The organism is Nesterenkonia sp. AY15 (genome assembly GCF_022565855.1).
In the GTDB taxonomy this organism is placed as follows: Bacteria; Actinomycetota; Actinomycetes; order Actinomycetales; family Micrococcaceae; genus Nesterenkonia.
The window spans coordinates 804,262-824,994 of the sequence record NZ_JAJOYV010000001.1 but is presented as its reverse complement, the minus strand read 5'-3'; the positions used below and the strand labels follow the sequence as shown (position 1 = coordinate 824,994).

Below are 20,733 nucleotides of genomic sequence, written 5' to 3'. Positions count from 1 at the left end.
CTCCTGCCTCAAGGCGCGCAGGACACATTCCCGATCGGCTGGCTGTCTACGATGGAGTACATGTCCTCTCATCCCACCCCCAGCCCCGATCCGCTCACCCTCGACCAGCCCTGGGCCCGGACCGCGGCCGGAGCCAACACCTTGGGCATCGACTCTGCGCAGAGCTCACCCCAGGTCATGCCCACCATCTACGAGCGCACGACGGCGGCGGCGATCGCCCACGGCGCGATCAATCTGGGTCAGGGATTCCCCGACACCGAGGGCCCGGACTGGCTGCTGGAGCTGGCCGCGCGAGCGATCACCGAGCCCGAGACCGGTCCGCGCAATCAGTACGCGCCGGGGATGGGATTGATCGAGCTGCGCGAGGCGATCGGTGACGCCCAGGCGCGGCGCCAGGGCGTCACGTTGGATCCTGCCACGCAGGTCATGGTCACCACCGGAGCCACCGAAGGGATCTCGGCGACGATCCTGGCGTTCGCCCGTCCCGGCAGCGAGGTGCTCACCTTCGAGCCGCACTATGACTCCTACGGGGCCTGCGTCGCCCTAGCCGGGGCCCGCCTGGTGGGCATTCCGCTGCGCGGCCCGGAGTTCCGCCCCGATCTGGACGCCTTCGAGGCCGCCATCACCGAGCGCACCTCGATGATCCTGCTCAACACCCCGCACAACCCCACCGGCACGGTCTTCAGCACCGAGGAGCTGACCCGGATCGTGGAGCTGGCGGTCAAGCATGATCTCAAGATCATGTGCGACGAGGTCTACGAACACCTGGTGCTCTCCGATGCGCGGCTTCCGCACCGCAGCATCCTCACCATCCCCGGCGCCGAGGAGGTGGCCGTCGCGGTGGGCTCCGCCGGGAAGTCCTTCTCGGTCACCGGGTGGAAGGTCGGCTGGATCACCGGTGGGACTGAACTGGTCAGCCAGATCCGCGGGGTCAAGCAGTTCCTGAGCTTCTCCTCCGGTCCGGCCTTTCAGTGGGCGATCGCCCACGGACTCGAGGACGACCGAGGATTCTTCGCGAAGAACACGGCCGAGCTGGAGGCCGGCCGGGACCTGCTGCGTGACGGCCTGCGCGAGCTGGGCCTGGCGCCGAACCGCGCCGAGGCGGGCTACTTCGTGCTCGGCAACGTCTCCGGCATCACCTCCCTCTCGGCCGCCGACTTCTGCCGGATCCTCGCCGAGGAGGTCGGTGTCGCGGCGATCCCGGTCTCGGCGCTGACCATCCAGCACCTGGCAGCACCGACCGATGAGCTGGAGCACCTGGTCCGCTTCGCCTTCTGCAAGGATCACGCGACCATCGAAGAGGGGCTGCGCCGGATGCGTGAGCACCTGCCGGCCGCGCTGGCTGCCTGCCCGCCGGTGGAGGCTGCCTTCGGCGCGAGCTCGGTGGCCGACGCCGGCCCGGCTGCCCGCGCGACCGTGTCTGTCGCCGGACCTGGAAGCCTGTGATGCCGCACCGGGACACCCTGGGGCTCCCCCGCAGCCAGCGGCTCTCCTTCTCCGGGCAGCTGGCCGAGCTCACGAAGGACGACCTCACCGAGGACGGGGTGGTGCTGAGCATCGGCGGGGCCGAGCAGTCCCATGTGGAGGTCGGCGATCCCGATTATCTGCTCCACGACTACCTGTTCCGGATGGGCGCGGTGCTGCAGACCTGCGCCCGCGAGCGCCTGGGTCCTGCTGCCGCTGGCAGCTCGGCGAGCCCTGAGACCCCATCCTCCGAGCGGTCGACCTCCGGCTCCCCCCGGGTGCTGCACCTGGGCGCCGGGGCGCTGACCCTGCCGCGGTGGATCGAGCACCACTGGCCCGCGGTGGAACAGACCGTGGTGGACATCGAGCCCGAGCTGGTGGAGTTCGTGTTGGAGCATCTGCCGATGCGCAGAAGCCCGCGCAATCTGGTGGCCGACGCCGCCGCGGTCCTCGGCCCCGGCGGGGCCCTGGAGGAGGCGAGCTTCGACGTCGTCGTGGTGGACCTGTTCAACAGTGCGGCCGCGCCGGAGCACCTGCGCAGCCCGGAGTTTCACCGGGCGGTCTCTGCGGGTGTGGTCCCGGGCGGGCTGCTGCTGGTGAACCTCGGGGATGAGCCGCCGATGGACTTCGTCCGGGCGCAGGTGGCCTCGCTGCTCGACGCGGCGGCCGCGACCGCAGCCGGAGGCGGCGTGACAACTCCTGCTGAGGCGGCGAGCTCCGCGCTGCTGAGCGCGCCCAGCGATGTGCTCCAGGCCCGTGCGGAGGGGAACCTGACCTTCGCCGCGCGCCGTGGGCCTGAGCTGGAGCAGACCGAGCTCAACGCGCTCTGGGCCGCGGGCCCGCATCCCGGGGACGTGCTCAGTGCGGAAGAGCTGCTGGTGTGGGCTCGACCATGAAGATCTGGGTGCTTCCGTAGGACTTCTCGCTGAAGATCTCCAGGCCGTCCGGCAGTGAGGGCGCCCCGCTGCCGGCGTCGCGCTCGATCACCACGGTGGCCGCCTCGTGCAGGTGCTCCCGTGCGGCGCGCAGCACCTTGAGCAGCTCGGCATCGCCGAGGCTGTAGGGCGGATCCAGGAAGAGCAGCTCGATGGGCGGGCCGGTGCGGGACCCGAGGTATTTCAGCGCATCGGCCTTGTGCACCGAGACCTGCTTGCGCAGCGACTTCTCCGCGTCCGGGCCGAAGAACTCGGCGTTGCGGCGCAGCGTGCGCACCGCGGACTCGGCCTTGTCCACGGCCTCCAGGCTGCGGGCGCCACGGCTGAGCGACTCGAAGCCCAGCGCTCCGGAACCGGCGTAGAGGTCGACGACGACGGCGTCGATGAGCGCGTCATAGCCTTCGAGCCGGGAGAACAGCGACTCCTTGACCCGGTCGCTGGTGGGTCGGGTGGCGTCGTTCGGGACGGCGACGAGGCGGCGTCCCTTATGCGTGCCGGCGATGATCCGTGCCATCTCACACTCCTGTCCTGGGGCCCTGATGTCCTGATCCGCGGGAGGTCAGCCGCGCTGGATGAATTCGTCCGCACCCTCGTGGAGGTCGCGGTACTCCCCTACCGCGGTGCGGAGTCCAGGGTAGTCCTCCCAGCTGGGATCCTTGGCGCTGAGCTGGCTCAGCAGCTCGGAGGCGCGGACGATGATCTTCTCATCTCTGATCGTGCGCAGCAGCTTCAGCGTCGACGCCCGGCCGGCCTGCGCGGCGCCGAGCACGTCGCCTTCACGCCGGCGCTCCAGATCCAGCCTCGCCAGGGTCATCCCGTCGGAGTGTTCGGCGACCTGTTCCAGCCGCTCCAAGGACGGGTGCCCGTCGGGCAGCCGGGTCACCAGCAGCGCCAACCCGTGGGCGCCGCCGCGGCCGATCCGTCCGCGCAGCTGGTGCAGGGTGGAGACCCCGAAGGCGTCGGCGTCGAGCACCGCCATCACCGTGGCGTTGTGCACGTCCACGCCCACCTCGATCACGGTGGTGCAGACCAGCACGTCGACCTCCCCGCGCTCGAAGGCGGTCATCACCTCCTCCTTGGAGGCGGCGTCCATCCGGCCGTGGACCTCGGCGCGCCGGGTCCTGCCCAGCAGCGGGTGATCGGCCAGGCGCTGGGAGATCAGCTCCACCGAGGCGTCCTGGTCGGTCTGCACCCCGGTCTCGGGGTCCTCGCGCGCATCGGCCTCGCTGATCTTGGGGCACACCACGTAGACCTGGTGACCGGCGGCGACCTCCTCGGCGATCCGCTCCCAGACCCGGCCGATGAGGCGCGGGCCCTGCACGGTGCGCACCACGTGGGTGACGATCGGCTGTCGGCCCATCGGCAGGCCCTCCAGGGTGGTCAGCTCCAGATCGCCGAAGACCGTCATCGCCACCGACCGTGGGATCGGGGTGGCGGACATGACCAGCATGTGCGGGGTGAGCTCGTAGCGGGTGCGCAGCGCATCCCGCTGCTCCACCCCGAAGCGGTGCTGCTCATCGACCACGGCCAGGCCCAGATCGACGAAGTGCACCTGGTCGCCGAGCACCGCGTGGGTGCCCACCACCAGTCCGGCGGTGCCGGAGGCGATGTCCAGCAGGGCGCGGCGTCGATCGGCGGTGTTCAGCGATCCGGTGAGCAGGGTGAGCCCGACCTCCCCGGCGAGGTCACCGAGCATCCGGCGCAGCGAGCGCTCATGCTGGGCGGCGAGCACCTCGGTGGGCGCGATCAGGGCGGCCTGTCCGCCGCTCTGAAGCACCTGCAGGATCGCGCGCAGCGCGACGAGGGTCTTGCCGGAGCCCACCTCGCCCTGGAGCAGCCGGTTCATCGGGTGTTCGCTGTCGAGCTCGGCGGCGATGAGCCCGCCGCAGCGGACCTGACCCTCGGTGAGGGTGAAGGGCAGCGCGGCGTCGAACCGGGCCAGCAGTCCGTCCTCCTGTGCGGGTCGCGGCTCTGCCCGGCGGTGCTGCTCCTGGGCGCGGCGCTGATGCAGCAGCCCCTGGAGCAGGAACGCCTCGTGATAGCGCATCCTTCGCAGTCCGCGGTCTGGGTCTTCCATGGTCTCGGGCCGGTGGATCAGCCGGTAGGCCTCGCCCAGGTCGGGCAGCTCCTCTTCTGTGCGGACGCTGGAGGGCAGCGGCTCGGGCCAGGCGGAGAAGTCGGTGAGGTCCAGCAGGATCTCGATGCAGTCCAGGATCCGGAAGCTGCTGATCCCGGAGGTCGCCGGATACAGCGGCACCGGGGTCTTGCCCCGGCTCAGCGCCCGGGGCAGGGCGGTCGCGCCCAGCGGGTCCTTGTCCGGGTCGACATGGTCGGTGATGGTCTCCGGATCGGCGTCGACCAGCACGGTGAAGTCGGGGTTGTTCAGGGTGGGGCGGTCGCGGTAGCTGCCGACCTTGCCGTGGAAGATCGCGCGGACGCCCTGGGTCAGCTGACGGCCCACGCTCCAGCCGTTGAAGAACGCCATCTTCAGCGAGTTGCCCTCGTCATCGGCGACCCAGACCTCGGCGAGGGAGCCGCGCCGGTTCTGCATCTTGCGCACCGATACCCCGGTGACCTCGGCGATCAGGCTGACGTGCTCCCCGGCCTCGGGGAGATCGCGGAAGGAGGAGAGCTGACCGAACTCGATCCAGCGGCGCGGATAGTGCTGCAGCAGCTGCGCGGCGGTGGTGATGCCCAGCCCCTGCTTGAGCGTCTTCGCCGACTCCGCGCCGATGAGCCGGCTCAGCTCGGTGGAAGGAAGCACATCCACGCGGGGGTCACTCCTGGCTTCGGGGCGGCTGGTCTTGATGAGTGATGTGCAGCGCGGTGGCGGCGTAGGACTCCACCGGTCCCGCGGCGTGCACGGTCTCGGAGGTGCGCGGCTCCTCACACGTGTGCACGTGGATCCGCCAGCGGTAGGTGCCGTCGTCGTCGGCGTTCACGTCGATCGGTGTCACGATCACCGAGTCGCCGAGGTCATCGAGGGCATGGCGCAGCGAGGCGGCTCCGAGCGGGTCCAGCCGCACGGTGCACATGACCTCGGCACCGTCTGCCCCGTCGGCGGATGCCTCCGCAGTGGACGCCGGCGCGGAATTCTGGCCCTCGAGGTCCTCATCGGCGGGGCGCTGCTGCCAGCCGGGCAGAGTGTGCAGCGGGGCGAAGTCCATGGCGATCCCGGTGATGGTCGAATGCAGCGCGATGAGCACCACCAGCAGTCCGGCTCCCCCGGAGTCCACCACGTTCGCGCGCTGCAGCACCGGCAGCTGTTCCCGGGTGGCCTGCACGGCGACGAAGGCGCGGGAGACCACGTAGGGCATGGCCGCCTCCAGGGCGGCCCGGCTCTCGGGCTCCTGGGCCGCGGCGGCACGATGGCGCACCTCGGAGTGGACCGCGTCGAGCACCGAGAGCATGGTCCCGGCGACCGGGTCGGTCAGCGCGGACCAGGACCGGACCTTTGCACGCTCCAGCGCCCGGGCGAACCCGGAGATGGTGAGCCGCTCCTGCCCGTGCAGCGGTTCGGCCAGCCCGGAGATCAGCACCGCGAGCAGGGTGCCGGAGTTCCCGTAGGCCTCCGACATCGCACGGGATCCGGCGGCGGCGAAGAGCTCGCCCAGATCCTGGGTGGAGGAGGTCTCCACGCTCGCGCGGCAGGCCTTGATCGTGGCGAGCATGTTCTCGCCGGTGTCGGAGTCAGGGATCGGGAACACGTTGAGCCGGTTGAGGTTCTCGACGTTCTGTTCCAGGGCGGCTTCGGCCAGGATGAACCAGCGGTGCACTGCGGCGGCGCCCTTGACCTTGCCCCTCACCTAGTGCTCCCCTCGAGAGTGGTCTGTGTGTGGCCTCATCCGACGTGGCGTCAGCGGCTCATCTGTACGCGGCATATTCGTCCAGCGTACTGTCCGCGATGGCATCCGCGATGTCCGCCATGGCCTGTTCGTCCTGGTAGAAGATCCATTGGCCGTCCTGGGAGTAGCCGCTGCCGCCGGTGGGGACGGTGAACATGTCGACGTTGCCGGCGGCGCCGCGCACGTTCCAGCGCAGCGCGGCCGCGGTGCCGGCGTCGAGGGTGTCATCGACGATCAGGTGCGGGGAGAAGGTCTCCACCATCTCCTGGACCCGGCCGGGGCTGCTCAGGTTGCCGGGATCCAGCGTCTCGTCGAGGACTGCGCGGATGAAGGCCTGCTGGTTGCGCACCCGCTGGAGGTCCCCGTCGGGGAAGCTCATCCGGTGCCGGACGAAGGACAGCGCCTCTTCGGAGTTCATCTCCTGCTCCCCGGGATGGAAGGTGAAGCCCTCTGCGGTGGTGAACGCCTGGTCGTAGCCGGAGTACACGGTGACCCCGCCGAGCGCCTCGACCAGGCCGGTGAAGCCGAGCATGTCCACCGCCGCCACGTGATCGATGCGCGCATCGAAGAGGGACTCGATGGTGCTGACGGTCAGCGGTATGCCCCCCAGGCTCAGTGCGGCATTGATCTTGTGCGAGCCGTGTCCCGGCACCTCCACCCAGAGGTCGCGCGGGATCGACATGATCTGCACGCTCTGCCGGTCACTGGGGACATGGACCAGCATCATGGTGTCGGAACGCCCGCCCTGGGGCACCCGCGCAAGCTCCTCGGTCGCACCCGATCCGCCGTTGTCATCGGAGCCAAGCAGCAGGATGTTGATCGACTCGTCCTCCTCGGCCCGGACCGGGCGGACCTCCTCCTCCGGGAAGCTCTCCTCGAAGGTCTGGGCATTGTCCTCATAGGCGCTGCCCAAGGAGTTCAGATACCACATCGACGCCACCAGGGCACCGACCACGACGACGGCCACCACACTCACGATGATCAGTACGGCACGACGCGCGCGCCTCTTCGGCCTGGGCCTGGCGTAGTCGACCTGATTTGTCATCTCGTGCTCCTGGAATGGGCAACTGTTGAGAACTTGATACAGAATATGTCATGTGTCTATATCTCCCGGCTACCCCCGTGTTCGCGTTCGTGCCGTCCTAACCACACTGTTGGGACTGGGTCTGATCAGCGGCTGCGCCTCCACGGCGACGGTCGAAGCCGCCCCGGACGCTGCGAATCCTGACTGCGCCGACGTGATGCTCATGGTGCCTGAGGTCCTCGGGGACCATGAGCTGCGCCCCACCACATCCCAGGGCACCGCGGTATGGGGCGATCCCAGCCAGGTGGTCATGCGCTGCGGGGTCGTGCCTCCGGGTCCGAGCGCTGAGCACTGCGTGGGGGCCGACGGCGTGGACTGGCTCGCGCTGGAAGAGGACGAGCAGACCTGGCGGCTGGTCACCTATGGTCGGGATCCAGCCGTGGAGGTGCTGCTGAACCTCGACGAGGTCGGCTCCTCCACCGCGATGCTCGGCCTGGCCCCCGCGGTGCAGCAGGTGGAGCAGACCAGGGCCTGCACCACCCTGGATCAGGAGATCGAGGAGACCGAGGACGCGCAGGAGGTCCAGGAGGGCGCGGCGACGGAGCCGCAGGACTGAGGAGCCCGGCCCCTGGGCCGGGCGCCGGCCTCAGCCGGTCGCAGCGGCAGGACTGGTGCAGCCCGCCCGCCCGGGCAGGTTCAGCGCAGGCCGGAGGGGCGCTGCAGCGCCAGGCTGATCAGCTCGGTGATCAGCGCGGTGTAGCCGATCCCGGTGGCCTTCCACATCTGCGGGTACATGCTGATCGGGGTGAAGCCGGGCATGGTGTTGACCTCGTTGATGACCACGTCCCCGGCGGTGGTGTAGAAGAAGTCTGCCCGCGAGATGCCCTCGGCGCCGAGGGATTCGAACGCGATGACGGCCTGGCGGCGGATCTCCTCGCTGACCTCCGCGGGCAGCTCGGCCGGGCAGGAGAGGTCCGCGGCCGCGGCGTCGGTGTATTTGGCGGTGAAGTCATAGAACTGGTGCGCCTGGGAGCCGTCGTGGACCACGATCTCGCCCAGCAGCGAGGCGCGGGCGGGTGCGCCGTTCTGGGATCCGAGCACTCCGCACTCGATCTCCCGACCGTCGATCCCCTGCTCCACGATCACCTTGGGGTCGTGTCTGCGCGCCTCGGCGATGGCGTCTTCGAGCTGGGCGTGGTCATCGACCCGGGTGATGCCCATGGAGGAGCCTGCTCGGGAGGGCTTCACAAACACCGGCAGCGTCAGCTCGCGGATCCGCTCCAGCGCCGCGGCGGGGTCCTGGGTCCACTGTCGGTCGGTGATGGTCACCCAGGGCCCGACGTGCAGCCCGGCGGCGGCGAAGGCGATCTTCATGTAGTGCTTGTCCATGGCCAGCGCAGAGCTGAGCACCCCGGCGCCGACGTAGGTCAGTCCGGCGAGCTCGAGCAGTCCCTGGATGGTGCCGTCCTCGCCGAAGGGTCCGTGCAGCAGCGGGAAGACCACGTCGACGTGGCCCATCGCGGTGGAGCTGCCGTCGGCGTGGACCTCGAGGAGTTCGGCGCGGCGCTCGGAGGAGCCGGCGGCGCCCGAGTGCAGCTGCACCGTGGACTCGGTGGGCAGCACCCGGGGCAGCTCCTCGCCGCCGAAGCCGTGGCTGCGCGGGTCGGTGACCGGGCGGGTCCACTGGCCGGTGGCGGTGATGCCGACGGCGACGACGTCGAAGGCGTCGGTGTCGATGGCGTTGAGCACGCCGGCCGCGGTCACGCAGCTCACCGCATGTTCGGAGGACTGCCCGCCGTAGAGGACGAGGACGCGGGGCTTGCATGCAGGGTCAATCTCTGCCATGGGTCATCTTCCTTCGGCTTTGAGGTCTCGTGCCAGCAGCAGCGAGGACAGGCGGTCCACCGGCAGCTTGCCGTCCAGGACGGCCACCACGGCTTCGCAGATCGGCATCTCGACGTCGTGCTGGCGGGCCAGCTCCACCACGGCGGAGCCGGACTTCATGCCCTCGGCGGTCTGCGAGAGCTGGGCGGTGGCCTCGTCGGCGGTGAGCCCCTCGCCGAGGAGCCGACCGGCGCTGCGGTTGCGCGAGAGCGGGGAGGCGCAGGTCGCGACGAGGTCACCGAGGCCGGCGAGGCCGGAGAAGGTCTCCAGGCGTCCGCCCAGCTCGGTGGCCAGGCGGGTGGTCTCGGCCAGCCCGCGGGTGATCACCGAGGCTTTGGAGTTGTCGCCGAGCTTCTGCCCGTCGCAGATGCCCACCGCCAGGGCGATGACGTTCTTCACGATTCCGGCGATCTCGACCCCGATGACATCGGTGTTGGTGTAGGGCCGGAAGTACGCGTTGTTGCACAGCGCCGCCACGCGTTCGGCGGTCTCCTCACTGGTGCTGGCGACCACCGAGGCGGTGGGCTGCTCCTGGGCGATCTCCATGGCCAGGTTGGGTCCGGAGACCACCGCGATGCGCTCGGGGGCGACGGCCAGCTCGGCGCCGATGACCTCGGACATGCGCAGGTCGGTGCCACGCTCGAGACCCTTGATCAGCGAGACCAGGACGGCGGACTCGTGCAGGTTCTCGCGGACCACCTGCAGCTGCGAGCGCAGCGACTGGGCCGGCACGGCGAGCACGACGATCTCCGCGTCGCGGACGGCCTCGGCCAGGTCGCTGGTGGCGGTGATCATCTCCGGGAGGCGGGTCTCGCCGAGATAGGTGGTGTTGGTATGGGACTCGGTGATCTCGGCGGCCACCTCGGGGCGGCGGGCCCAGAGCGCGATCGTGGGTGCGTGGCCTCCGAGCACGGCGGCGTCGGCCATCACCTTGGCGAAGGTGGTGCCCCAGCTGCCGGCTCCCAGGACGGCGATCTTGGTCATGGCTGACCCTCCTGCGCGTCGTCGGACTGGTCGGCTGCGGGGTGCTGAGCTTCCCGTGGGGCGCGGCGCGGCTGCCTGCGCGGGACCCGCTGGCGCAGGCTGCGGTCCCAGATCATCTCCGGGGGCTCCTCCCCGCGCAGCGCGGCCACCCCTTCGGTGAGCGCGGCCTCGATGCGTTCGGTGGCCTCGGTGAGCACGGCCCGGGTCATCGGGCCGCCGCGCAGGTCGGAGAGGTCGATCGGCTCTCCCACGGTGAGCTGGTAGCGCTTGCGTGGGAAGAACTTGGGCATCTTGGCGTAGGTGCCGAAGAGCTCCTGCACGCCCCAGTGGGTGATCGGGATCAGCGGGGCCCCGGTGCTCAGCGCGAGCCGCGCGGCGCCGGTCTTCGCGCGCATCGGCCAGCCCTCGGGGTCCCGGGTGAGGGTGCCTTCGGGGTAGATCATGATCGCACCGTCTGCGGCGAGCACGTCCTTCGCCGCCTCCAGCGAGCGGCGAGCGTCGGTGCGGCTGTCCCGGGAGACCGGGATCTGCTTCAGGCCGCTGAACACCTTGCCCAGCACCGGGATGCGGAACAGCGAGTCCTTGGTCATGAAGTGGAAGGTGTGGCCGCTGCGGTAGACGGCGTGGGCGACGGCGAGCGGATCGACCTCGCTGACATGGTTCGCCACCACGATGAACCCGCCGTGCGGCAGCGTCTCCAGGCCGTGCCAGCGGCGTCCCATGGCCAGGTTCAGCACTGGGACGCACACGACGGCGGCGGCGGAGAAACCGAGCCGGGTGCCGCGACCCACGGTGTAGTCCATGGTGCCATGGGCTGAGCCCCCGCGGGTCAGCGTGGTCTCAGCCGGCTCGGCGCGCTTGGACTTCCGGCGGCTCGAGCCGGATTTGCGGCGGCTCGAGCGGCCTCGGCCCTCGACGGGTGCTGGGTCGCTGCTCTGATCGGTCACAGAGATAGACCCTACCGGCCCGACTCAGCGTTCGGACATCACGACATCCGCACCCAGGTCGTTGAGCTTGTCCATGAAGTGCTCGTAGCCGCGGTTGATGACTTCGATGCCGGTGACGGTGGAGGTGCCCTTCGCGGCCAGCGCCGCGATCAGGTGGGAGAAGCCGCCGCGCAGGTCCGGGACGTCGATCTCGGCACCGGTGAGCTCCACCGGACCGGAGATCACGGCGGAGTGCAGGAAGTTGCGCTGCCCGAAGCGGCAGGGGCTTGAGCCCAGGCACTCCCGGTGCAGCTGGATGGAGGCGCCCATCCGCTGCAGCGCCTCGGTGAAGCCGAACCGGTTCTCATAGACGGTCTCGTGCACGATCGAGACGCCGTGGGCCTGGGTCAGCGCGACCACCAGCGGCTGCTGCCAGTCGGTCATGAATCCCGGGTGCACGTCGGTCTCGAGCACCAGCGGCTTCAGGGCGTGGCCTGCGTGCCAGAAGCGGATGCCGTCGTCGTCCACGGCGAACTCGCCGCCGATCTTGCGGTAGGTGTTCAGGAAGGCCATCAGGTCACGCTGGGCGGCGCCCTTGACGTAGATGTCGCCCTGGGTGACCAGTGCGGCCGAGGCCCAGGAGGCGGTCTCGTTGCGGTCGGTGATCGCGCGGTGGCGGTAGCCGGAGAGCCGGTCCACGCCTTCGATACGGATGGTGCGGTCGGTGTAGACCGTGATGATCGCGCCCATCTGCTGCAGGATCGCGATCAGGTCATGGATCTCCGGCTCCACCGCGGCGTTCTCGAGCTCGGTGATGCCCTCGGCGAGCACCGCGGTGAGCAGCACCTGCTCGGTGGCTCCCACGGAGGGGTAGGGCAGGGTCAGCTTCGCGCCCTTGAGCCCGCGCGGCGCGGAGATGTGGATGCCGGTGGGAGATTTGTCGACGACGGCGCCGAAGTTGCGCAGCACCTCGAGGTGGTAGTCGATCGGGCGGTCACCGATCCGGCAGCCGCCGAGGTCGGGGATGAACGCCTCGCCGTGCTGGTGCATGAGCGGACCGCAGAAGAGGATCGGGATGCGGGAGTCCCCGGCATAGGCGTCGATCTCGGAGTGCGCGGCGCTGTAGGAGTCGCGCGGGTCCAGCGTGAGGTCATTGGTGACCGGGTCGGCGTCGACCTTGACGCCGTGGATCTGGAGCAGATTGGTGACGATCTCGACGTCTTTGATCGCCGGGACGTTGCGCAGCTGCGAGGGCTCGCTGCCCAGCAGCGCGGCCACCATGGCCTTCGGCACGAGGTTCTTTGCGCCACGGACGTGGACGGAACCCTCGAGTGGCTTTCCACCTTGGACGGTGAGCAGCTTGGCCATTGGACTGGATGTCCCTTCTTCGACAAACGTGGAATGTAGCTTTGCCACTGTAACCACATCCGCTGGGGTCCCTTCCCAGTTCCGCCGGTGGCGGAGGCAACAATTCGGTCAAGCCCGAGCCCCCGCAGGGTGGAATCAGGCGAGGTCAGACCTTTACTGGCAGGGTTTTCGGCTTGAATCCGGGCCGTGTCTCCTCGAAGGCCAACACGTGCGACTCTTCGCGCAATGTGAGCGAGATATCGTCGAGTCCCTCGAGCAGCCGCCAGCGGGTGTAGTTGTCGATCTCGAAGGTGGTGTCCACCGAGCCGCAGCGCACGGTGCGGTTCACCAGGTCCACGGTGATCTCGGTGCCGGGGTTGTTCTCCAGCTCCTTCCAGATGAGCTCCACATCGGGCTGGGCCACCTTCGCGGCGAGCAGGCCCTGCTTGGCCGAGTTGCCGTAGAAGATGTCGGCGAAGCGCGAGGAGATCACGGCGCGGAAGCCGTAGTCCTTCAGCGCCCAGACGGCGTGCTCGCGGGAGGAGCCGGTGCCGAAGTCTGATCCGGCCACCAGCACCGAACCGTGCTTGTAGACAGGCTGGTTGAGCACGAAGTCCGGGCTCTTCCGCCAGGAGGAGAAGAGCGCATCTTCGAAGCCGGTCTTGGTGATCCGCTTCAGGTAGACCGCGGGAATGATCTGGTCGGTGTCCACATTCGACTGCTTCAGCGGGACGCCGATGCCGGTGTGCGTGGTGATGGGTTCCATGGTCACTTTCTCAGCAGTTCAGAGCGAGGCTCAGAGATGTCGGTGAGCGAGGCTCAGAGGTGTCGGTGAGCGAGGCTCAGGCGGGGACGAGGAGGTCGGCGGGCGCGGAGAGGGTGCCGCGGATCGCGGTGGCGGCGGCCACCACCGGGGAGACCAGGTGGGTCCGGCCGCCCTTGCCCTGCCGACCCTCGAAGTTGCGGTTCGAGGTGGAGGCGCAGCGCTCTCCGGGGGCCAGCTGGTCCGGGTTCATGCCCAGACACATCGAGCAGCCGGCGAAGCGCCATTCGGCGCCGAACTCCTTGAACACCTTGTCCAGGCCCTCGGCTTCGGCCTGCAGCCGGACCTTCGCGGAGCCCGGGACCACGATCATCCGAATCTCGGGGTCCTTCTCGCGGCCGGCCAGGACCTCCGCGGCGGCTCGCAGATCCTCCATCCGGGAGTTGGTGCAGGAGCCCAAGAAGACGGTGTCCACCCGGATGTCCTTCATCCGGGTGCCCGGTTCCAGGTCCATGTAGGTCAGCGCGCGTTCGGCGGACTCGCGGGCGACGTCGTCGGTGAAGTCGGTGGGGGCCGGGACCGCGCCGTTGAGGCTCACGCCCTGGCCCGGGTTGGTGCCCCAGGTGACGAAGGGGTCCAGGGTGTCGGCGTCGAGGATCACCTCGGCGTCGAAGACGGCGCCGTCATCGGTGCGCAGCGACTCCCAGTATTCGACGGCCGAGTCCCAGTCCTCGCCCTGCGGGGCGTGCGGGCGATCCTTGATGAACTCGAAGGTGGTCTGATCCGGGGCGATCATCCCGGCCCGGGCGCCGGCCTCGATGGACATGTTGCAGATGGTCATCCGCGCATCCATGGAGAGCTCCTCGATGGCGCTGCCGCGGTATTCGAGCACGTAGCCCTGTCCGCCGCCGGTGCCGATCTCGGCGATGACCGCCAGGATGATGTCCTTGGAGCTGACTCCGGGACGCAGCGAGCCGTTGACGGTGATCGCCATGGTCTTGAACGGCTTCAGCGGCAGGGTCTGGGTGGCCAGGACATGTTCGACCTCGGAGGTGCCGATGCCCATCGCCAGGGCGCCGAAGGCCCCGTGGGTGGAGGTGTGGGAGTCACCGCAGACCACGGTCATGCCGGGCTGGGTGAGTCCGAGCTGGGGGCCCACCACGTGGACGATCCCCTGGTCGGCGTCGCCCAGGGAGTGGATCCGGACGCCGAACTCCTCGGCGTTCGCGCGCAGCGTGTCCACCTGTTTCCGCGAGATCGGGTCGGCGATCGGCTTGTCGATCTCCAGCGTGGGGGTGTTGTGGTCCTCGGTGGCGATGGTCAGATCCGGGCGACGGACCGGACGGCCGGCCAGGCGCAGACCCTCGAAGGCCTGCGGGCTGGTCACCTCGTGGACCAGGTGCAGGTCGATGTAGAGAAGGTCCGGGGACCGCTGACCGTCTGACTCCTTGCCGGGGACGACGACGTGGTCGCGCCAGACCTTTTCAGGCAACGTGAGTGGCTTGTTCGCCATGGGATCCTCCTGATTGGCTCACTCTCTACAGAACCACCATTGGACGGCGGCTTCTATACCCCCACGCACAGGTCTCATTATCTGAGATCGCGTGGGCGATTACCAGTATCATGAGCACATGCCAGCTTTGCCCTATTCCCCCCGGCCCGGTGAGCAGTACTCGCCCCAGACCTCCCGTGCCGCCGCCTCCGCGGCCGGCGGCACCGGTCCGCGCCGGATGGTGGCGCAGAAGCTGCCCCCGGCAGACGCTGCCGGCACGACTCCGCCCACGCTGCCTGCGGATCCGCCGCGGCCGCTGCACTCCCCCTCCGGGATCGGGGTGGTGGACAAGTCGGTGATGATCATGGACGCCCTGGAAGCCGGTCCGGCCTCGCTGGCCCAGCTGGTGGAATGCACCGGACTTGCCCGGCCCACCGTGCACCGGCTGGCCAGCGCGCTGGTCCATCACCGCTTCCTCAGCCGCGACGTGCGTGGACGCTATGTGATCGGGTCCCGGCTCGCCGAGCTGGCCTCGGCCGCCGGCGATGACCGGCTGGTCACCGCGGCGGGCCCGATCCTGCTGCGGCTGCGCGACGCCACCGGCGAGAGCTCCCAGCTCTACCGCCGGCAGGGCGACGCCCGGGTCTGTGTGGCCTCCGCGGAGCGGCCGATCGGGCTGCGCGACTCGATCCCGGTGGGCACCCAGCTCTCGATGAAGGCCGGCTCCGCCGCCCAGGTGCTGCTGGCCTGGGAGGACCACGAGCGCCTGGTCGAGGGCCTGCAGGGCGCCCGCTTCACCCCCACGGTGCTCGCCGGGGTGCGACGACGCGGCTGGGGCGAGTCCCTCGGGGAGCGCGAGGCCGGGGTCGCCTCGGTCTCAGCCCCGGTGCGCGGACCCTCGGGACGGGTGCTCGCTGCGGTGTCGATCTCGGGACCGATCGAGCGGCTGACCCGCCAGCCCGGACGGCAGTACGCCGGCGTCGTCGTGCAGGCGGCGCATCAGCTCACCGAGCTGGTGCGCAAGAACCCCGACGCCGCCGAACACGGGCTGGGCGAGCAGTAGCCCAGGCACACCGACCGAGGCACGCCCGCCTGGAGGCATTTCCCAGGAATCTCGGTCCCGCCTTTATGATGAGGGCGTGATTGAGAATATAAGCGTCATCGGAACTGGCTACCTCGGCGCCACCCATGCGGCATGCATGGCAGAGCTGGGCTATAACGTCCTCGGCGTGGACATCGACCCGGAGAAGATCGATTCGCTCTCCCGCGGCGAACTTCCCTTCCATGAACCCGGCCTGCCGGAGCTCATCCGCAAGCACGTGGATTCGGGTCGACTGCGCTTCACCACCGATCTCGAAGAGGTCGGCGCCTGGGGCGACGTGCACTTCATCGCCGTGGGCACCCCACAGCAGGCCGGCGGCACCGGCGCGGACATGACCTTCGTCAACGCCGCCACCAGCTCGCTGGCACGGGCGATCAAGAAGGACGCGCTGATCGTCGGCAAGTCCACCGTCCCGGTGGGCACCGCCCGGCGGCTGGCCGCCCTGGTCGAGGAAGAGTCCGCCGAGGGTGTGCGCGTGACCCTCGCCTGGAACCCCGAGTTCCTGCGTGAAGGCTTCGCCGTCGAAGACACGCTGCGTCCCGACCGGCTGGTCGTGGGCACCGCCGATGAGGCCGACGAGGCCGTGCTGCGCGAGGTCTACTCCGAGGCGCTGAGCCGGGAGACCCCCTGGATCACCACCGACTTCGAGACCGCCGAGCTGGTCAAGGTCGCCGCGAACGCGTTCCTGGCCACCAAGATCTCCTTCATCAACGCCTTCGCCGAGGTCACCGAGACCGTGGGCGGCAACATCACCACCCTGGCCGACGCGATCGGCCACGACACCCGCATCGGGCGCAAGTTCCTCAACGCCGGCGTCGGCTTCGGCGGCGGCTGCCTGCCCAAGGACATCCGCGCCCTGCAGACCCGCGTGGGCGAGCTCGGCCTGGACCACACCATGCGCTTCCTGGATGAGATGGACCAGATCAACCTGCGCCGCCGCGACAAGGTGGTCACGCTCGCCGAGCAGATCCTCGACGCTGACCTCACCGGCAAGCGCATCGCGGTGCTGGGTGTGGCGTTCAAGCCGCTCTCCGACGACGTCCGCGACTCCCCCGGTCTGGATGTGGCCGTCCGGCTGTTCAGCTCCGGCGCCGACGTCGCCGTCTATGACCCGGAGAGCAACCGCAATGCGGCCAAGCGCTTCCCGCGCCTGGGCTACGTGGACTCGCTCATCGAGGCTGTCACCGGCGCGGACCTGGTGGTCCTGACCACCGAGTGGAACGAGTTCAAGGCGCTCACCCCCAGCGACCTCGAGCCCCTGGTGGCGCAGAAGCAGTTCATCGACGCCCGCAATGTGCTCAGCGCCGAAGAATGGGAAGGCGCCGGCTGGCGCTTCGCCCAGCTGGGTCGGATCTTCAACGACGCCTGAACGAATCCCAGCCACGATCACCGATGGCGCCCGTGAGGACCACCTCGCGGGCGCCATCGGCGTCTGATCCGGCTTCTTCGCCCGCCTCGGAGGTCTCTGCGACGTCCAGGATCTCGCCGACCCTCAGGAAGCCTGCCGGAAGCGTCACGTCTGCGGGGAAGCTGGCGAGCAGCTCGTAGTCCTCTCCCCCGGCGGCGGCCCAGCGCAGCACCTGCGCGTGCGCCTGCGTCGCCGAGAGTCCCAGAGCCTCTGCGGCCGGGAGCAGAGCAGCAGCCTGCTCAGCCAGGGCCGTCTCGTCCAGGAGCACCCGCACGGCGGAGGCTCGGGCGATCCGTCCGGCGTCGCGCAGCAGTCCGTCGGAGAGGTCCATGCCGGCGGTGGCCCCGGCGGCCAGGGCCTGGGCGCCGGTGGTCAGGCGCGGTGCGGGAGCGATCTGGGCGTCGCGCAGCCGGGAGAGCCGCGGCTCGGCAAAGGGGTGGCCGGCTTCGAGCAGCGCCAATCCTGCCGCGGCCGCGCCCAGGGGGCCCGAGACGGCGAGCTGGTCTCCCGGTCGGGCGCCCGTGCGGCGCAGCGGCGCCCGGCCGGCAGACAGCCGCCCGACGGCGGTCAGGGTCACCGAGATGCCGGGGCCCGTGCCGAGGTCGCCGCCGGCGATGTGGCAGTGTCCCGCGCCTTCGCGGCGCATCGCCTCGGCGAGTCCGCGGTAGAACCCGCGCACCCAGTCCAGCGGTGTGGCTTCGGGCAGCGTCAGGCTGACCAGGAGGGCGATGGGGGTCGCCGCCATGGCGTTGAGGTCGGAGAGGTTCTGTGCGGCGGCCTTGAGCCCGACGGCTCGGCCCATCGGGGCGCCCTGATCCGGCGCGGTCCACCAGCTCGCGCGGAAGTCCTGGTCCTGACTCAGGGTGTCAGTGGTGAGCGCGATGCGGGCGGGTGCCCCGTCGTCGGGGAGCTCCAGCACCGCCGCGTCGTCACCGGAGGCCAGGGCAAGCGCGGCCAGGTCGGTCTCGCGGCTGTGGAGGTCGCCGAGCTCCTGAAGGATGACGGCGAGGACCGCGTCCTCACCGGACTCCCCCACGCTCAGCGCGTCAGGGTCATTCAGCATCAGGGGCACTCAACATCAGGATCGCTGGCGCGCGGACTCATTCTGCATGGGAATCATTCTGCATCAGGGTCACGGGACATCCGGGAGCTCAGCCGCCAGGACCGCAACACCCGCATCGTCGCGGATCTCCAGGCGCTCCACGTCCTCACGCAGCACCGCCCAGCCCATCCGACACTCGAGGGGCACCTCGGTACCGAGGAATGACGCTGACTCGATCTCCTGCCCATCCGCGGCCACCAGTGCCACGGTGAAGGAGCCCTCGCCGGTGAGCCCATCGATCTCCACGACCGCCTCGGTGCCCCGGTCACGGGCGATCAGCACCCCGTCAACCTCAATGCCTCGGTCGCTGAACCGCAGCGGCTCCAGAGAGCCGGGAGGGACCGGCGGGGCCTCCTCATGCCGGGAACCCAGGCCGCGGCGCAGCGCGGTGCGGAACTCGCGCAGCGCGCTCAGCTCCTCAGCAAGCTGCGGGTCCTGCGCGCACATCGCGTCCAGCTCCTGCTGCTCGGCCGCGCTGAGCTCATCTGCGAGGGCGGCGCCCAGCAGCTCGGCCCCCCGCTGGGATGTTGGACCGGAACGCCGCGCGGGGCCCTGCTTGGACGCCGGATCAGATTCGGGCTCGGCAATCGAGCTCGCCTGGAGACGCCCCGCTGGAGTCAGCCGGGGGTCGGCGTCGTCGTGATGTTCACTCATGCCCCACCTTCATGTCTTCATCATCGCGCGGCGCAGGACGCCCGCCCCTCATGCAATTCGCCCCGCCAGTTTATCCAGCTCGACAGACGTCTCTCATTCCTCATCCGGGCCTTCGACCAGTCAATCCACGGTCGAAGAGTCCGGCTCTACAATACACAGCGTCCTCTGTGTCGAAAACCCTCAGACAAAAGATAGGTTCAATTACCGTCAATGCGAAGGCGACCTGCTTCCTACTACTTAGTGCCGAGTCGAAATTAGGTATACCGAGTTCCCGAAGAGGTCGCGACGAGCACCGATTCTCAGTGAGACATTCATCACTCTCCAGTCGAGGCGGAGAGCATATGGGACAACCCCATCGTGTTCGCTGTGCCGGTGGACGCTTCCGGTGGACACCGACACAGCAAGGTGAAAGGGTCAGCCGATGGACATGACCCAATTCTGGGACGGGTGGGATCCCATCATCCACACCGTCATCACACTCACCGCAGGCTACTTAGCCCTGCTCATCATTCTCCGACTCTCCGGCCCGCGGACGATGGCGTCGATGACGCCGCTGGACTTCATCGTGGCGGTCACCATCGGCTCGGCGTTCGGTCGTACCCTCACCGCGGTCGATGTGCCGCTGAGCCAGGCGATACTCACGGTGCTGCTGCTGGTGCTGCTGCAGTGGCTCATGGCCTGGATGCGCGGCCGCTCCCCGAAGATGCGCCGGATCCTGGACGCGCCCCCGGTGCTGATCTACTACCAGGGCAAGTTCCAGCGCAAGGCGCTGCGCAAGCACCAGCTGGTCGAGGACGATATCCACACCGCGGTGCGCTCCTCCTCCCGCGGCTCCCTGAAGGAGGTCTCGGCGGTGATCCTGGAGCAGAACGGCGGCCTGGTGGTCATCGGCGACGCCGAGCTCGACGACTCCTCCTCGGTGCTGAAGTTCACCGGCGAGGCCGAAGACGACTGACCCACTCCTCCCACGTCGAGGGGCGGATTCTCCGTGCATCTCATGGGCTTTTCGGCCCAGAGTGCTCGGAGAATCCGCCCCTCAATGCGTGGTCCAGGACCACGCATATAAAAGCGCTCTGCGCCCGTTCCGTCAGGAAGCGGGCGCAGAGCGCAGAGAGTGAAGCTTACTCGTCAGGCGTGTGACTTCTGGTTGCGAAGTGAGCGAGCGACGAGGATGGCACCGCCGACGAGCAGCAGTGCTGCGCCGCCGACCAGGATGCCGATCGAGCCCGGGCCGGTGGCGGCGAGCTCGTCGCCGGCGCCGGCTGCGTCTGCGCCGGAGGCGTCGGTGCCTGCTGCGTCGGCGCCGTCTGTGCCGGCGCCGTCTGTGCCGGCGCCGTTGACGCCGGTGTTGGCTGCATCGGTACCGGTGCCGGCAGTATCAGTGCCGGAATCGTCGGTGCCTGCAATGGTGATGGTGACCGTGTCGGTCAGGCCGCTCTCGGCGCCGGTGGCGGTGAGCTCGTAGGAGCCCGAGGCGTCGCTGTTGAAGGTGAGCTCAGCGGAGACGTCGCCGTTCGGGCCGGCGGTCTTGGTGACATCAGTGCTGGAGACTGCACCGACGGAGGCGAGGCTCTGGGTGTTGCCGTTGATGCCGGTCAGCACGATGTTGACGTCCTCACCCGCGATGAAGATCGGGCTGAAGACCACGGTGATGGGCGTGTTGATCGAAACCGTGATGCTGTCAGGCGTCGGGGTCGGTGCGTAGGCCATGGCGGGGGCCGGGGCGAGAGCCACAAACCCGACGATGCCGGCGACTGAAAGGGTCTTTGCGAAGGTCTTCTTCATGGGGTCTACCTCAAAGCT

Annotated in this window: 19 protein-coding genes; 6 read left to right on the top strand and 13 right to left on the bottom strand. The window is 69.2% G+C overall.

Annotated elements, in window-relative coordinates; genetic code table 11:
- Nucleotides 1-60 precede the first annotated feature (60 nt).
- Together LSI54_RS03725 and LSI54_RS03720 are read left to right on the top strand one after the other, a co-directional pair.
- Nucleotides 61-1,446 (top strand): aminotransferase class I/II-fold pyridoxal phosphate-dependent enzyme, encoded by a 1,386-nt coding sequence (locus tag LSI54_RS03725; RefSeq protein WP_241477775.1) that lies wholly within the window; start codon nucleotides 61-63, stop codon nucleotides 1,444-1,446.
- The gene (locus LSI54_RS03720; RefSeq protein ID WP_241464400.1) at nucleotides 1,446-2,360 is read left to right on the top strand and encodes a spermidine synthase; all 915 of its coding nucleotides are present in this window, start codon (nucleotides 1,446-1,448) and stop codon (nucleotides 2,358-2,360) included. Before LSI54_RS03725 ends, LSI54_RS03720 begins: the two co-directional genes overlap by 1 nt.
- Here LSI54_RS03720 and rsmD read toward each other — a convergent pair.
- From rsmD to LSI54_RS03700, 4 genes are read right to left on the bottom strand one after another with little or no spacing between them, the layout of a single operon-like run.
- Nucleotides 2,323-2,913: a 16S rRNA (guanine(966)-N(2))-methyltransferase RsmD gene (rsmD, locus tag LSI54_RS03715; protein ID WP_241469911.1), complete on the bottom strand. Its 591-nt coding sequence runs from the start codon at nucleotides 2,911-2,913 to the stop codon at nucleotides 2,323-2,325. The genes LSI54_RS03720 and rsmD overlap by 38 nt on opposite strands.
- Nucleotides 2,914-2,958: 45 nt before the next feature.
- Nucleotides 2,959-5,169, bottom strand: coding sequence for an ATP-dependent DNA helicase RecG (locus tag LSI54_RS03710; protein WP_241477774.1), 2,211 nt, complete (start codon nucleotides 5,167-5,169; stop codon nucleotides 2,959-2,961).
- 7 nt (nucleotides 5,170-5,176) lie between these two features.
- Complete coding sequence (locus LSI54_RS03705; protein ID WP_241469915.1) at nucleotides 5,177-6,205, bottom strand: DAK2 domain-containing protein; 1,029 nt, start codon at nucleotides 6,203-6,205, stop codon at nucleotides 5,177-5,179.
- Between the two features lie 58 nt (nucleotides 6,206-6,263).
- Nucleotides 6,264-7,289 (bottom strand): LCP family protein, encoded by a 1,026-nt coding sequence (locus LSI54_RS03700; RefSeq protein ID WP_241477773.1) that lies wholly within the window; start codon nucleotides 7,287-7,289, stop codon nucleotides 6,264-6,266.
- Nucleotides 7,290-7,341: 52 nt separating this feature from the next.
- On the opposite strand from LSI54_RS03700, the gene LSI54_RS03695 reads away from it, so the two are divergent.
- Nucleotides 7,342-7,884, top strand: a complete 543-nt coding sequence (locus tag LSI54_RS03695; protein ID WP_241464395.1) for a DUF3515 family protein — start codon at nucleotides 7,342-7,344, stop codon at nucleotides 7,882-7,884.
- An 80-nt stretch (nucleotides 7,885-7,964) separates the two neighbouring features.
- On the opposite strand, the gene LSI54_RS03690 is transcribed toward LSI54_RS03695, so the two are convergent.
- From LSI54_RS03690 to leuC, 6 genes are all read right to left on the bottom strand, one after another.
- Nucleotides 7,965-9,113, bottom strand: a complete 1,149-nt coding sequence (locus LSI54_RS03690; protein ID WP_241464394.1) for a D-alanine--D-alanine ligase family protein — start codon at nucleotides 9,111-9,113, stop codon at nucleotides 7,965-7,967.
- A gap of 3 nt (nucleotides 9,114-9,116) precedes the next feature.
- The gene (locus LSI54_RS03685; protein WP_241464393.1) at nucleotides 9,117-10,136 is read right to left on the bottom strand and encodes an NAD(P)H-dependent glycerol-3-phosphate dehydrogenase; all 1,020 of its coding nucleotides are present in this window, start codon (nucleotides 10,134-10,136) and stop codon (nucleotides 9,117-9,119) included.
- Nucleotides 10,133-11,083, bottom strand: coding sequence for a lysophospholipid acyltransferase family protein (locus tag LSI54_RS03680; RefSeq protein ID WP_241469919.1), 951 nt, complete (start codon nucleotides 11,081-11,083; stop codon nucleotides 10,133-10,135). Before LSI54_RS03680 ends, LSI54_RS03685 begins: the two co-directional genes overlap by 4 nt.
- Nucleotides 11,084-11,107: 24 nt before the next feature.
- Complete coding sequence (gene murA / locus LSI54_RS03675) at nucleotides 11,108-12,430, bottom strand: UDP-N-acetylglucosamine 1-carboxyvinyltransferase (RefSeq protein ID WP_241464391.1); 1,323 nt, start codon at nucleotides 12,428-12,430, stop codon at nucleotides 11,108-11,110.
- Nucleotides 12,431-12,575: 145 nt separating this feature from the next.
- A complete protein-coding gene (leuD, locus tag LSI54_RS03670; protein WP_241464390.1) occupies nucleotides 12,576-13,175 on the bottom strand; it encodes a 3-isopropylmalate dehydratase small subunit in 600 nt (199 codons plus the stop codon).
- Between the two features lie 76 nt (nucleotides 13,176-13,251).
- Nucleotides 13,252-14,685, bottom strand: coding sequence for a 3-isopropylmalate dehydratase large subunit (gene leuC, locus LSI54_RS03665; RefSeq protein WP_241464389.1), 1,434 nt, complete (start codon nucleotides 14,683-14,685; stop codon nucleotides 13,252-13,254).
- A gap of 118 nt (nucleotides 14,686-14,803) precedes the next feature.
- On the opposite strand from leuC, the gene LSI54_RS03660 reads away from it, so the two are divergent.
- Complete coding sequence (locus LSI54_RS03660; protein ID WP_370644373.1) at nucleotides 14,804-15,727, top strand: IclR family transcriptional regulator; 924 nt, start codon at nucleotides 14,804-14,806, stop codon at nucleotides 15,725-15,727.
- A gap of 76 nt (nucleotides 15,728-15,803) precedes the next feature.
- Nucleotides 15,804-17,135 carry a UDP-glucose dehydrogenase family protein gene (locus LSI54_RS03655; protein ID WP_342357701.1) on the top strand — a complete coding sequence of 444 codons (1,332 nt, stop codon included), beginning with the start codon at nucleotides 15,804-15,806 and terminating at the stop codon, nucleotides 17,133-17,135.
- Here the strand turns inward: LSI54_RS03655 and thiL are convergent.
- Both thiL and LSI54_RS03645 read right to left on the bottom strand, forming a co-directional pair.
- Nucleotides 17,122-18,237 (bottom strand): thiamine-phosphate kinase, encoded by a 1,116-nt coding sequence (gene thiL / locus LSI54_RS03650; protein ID WP_241477772.1) that lies wholly within the window; start codon nucleotides 18,235-18,237, stop codon nucleotides 17,122-17,124. The two genes, LSI54_RS03655 and thiL, sit on opposite strands and share 14 nt — an antisense overlap.
- A gap of 69 nt (nucleotides 18,238-18,306) precedes the next feature.
- The gene (locus LSI54_RS03645) at nucleotides 18,307-18,930 is read right to left on the bottom strand and encodes a hypothetical protein (RefSeq protein WP_241477771.1); all 624 of its coding nucleotides are present in this window, start codon (nucleotides 18,928-18,930) and stop codon (nucleotides 18,307-18,309) included.
- A 421-nt stretch (nucleotides 18,931-19,351) separates the two neighbouring features.
- On the opposite strand from LSI54_RS03645, the gene LSI54_RS03640 reads away from it, so the two are divergent.
- Entirely contained in the window at nucleotides 19,352-19,885 is a 534-nt protein-coding gene (locus LSI54_RS03640; protein WP_241477770.1) for a DUF421 domain-containing protein, read from the top strand.
- Between the two features lie 173 nt (nucleotides 19,886-20,058).
- On the opposite strand, the gene LSI54_RS03635 is transcribed toward LSI54_RS03640, so the two are convergent.
- Nucleotides 20,059-20,715, bottom strand: a complete 657-nt coding sequence (locus tag LSI54_RS03635) for a hypothetical protein (RefSeq protein WP_241477769.1) — start codon at nucleotides 20,713-20,715, stop codon at nucleotides 20,059-20,061.
- Between the last annotated feature and the right edge of the window lie 18 nt (nucleotides 20,716-20,733).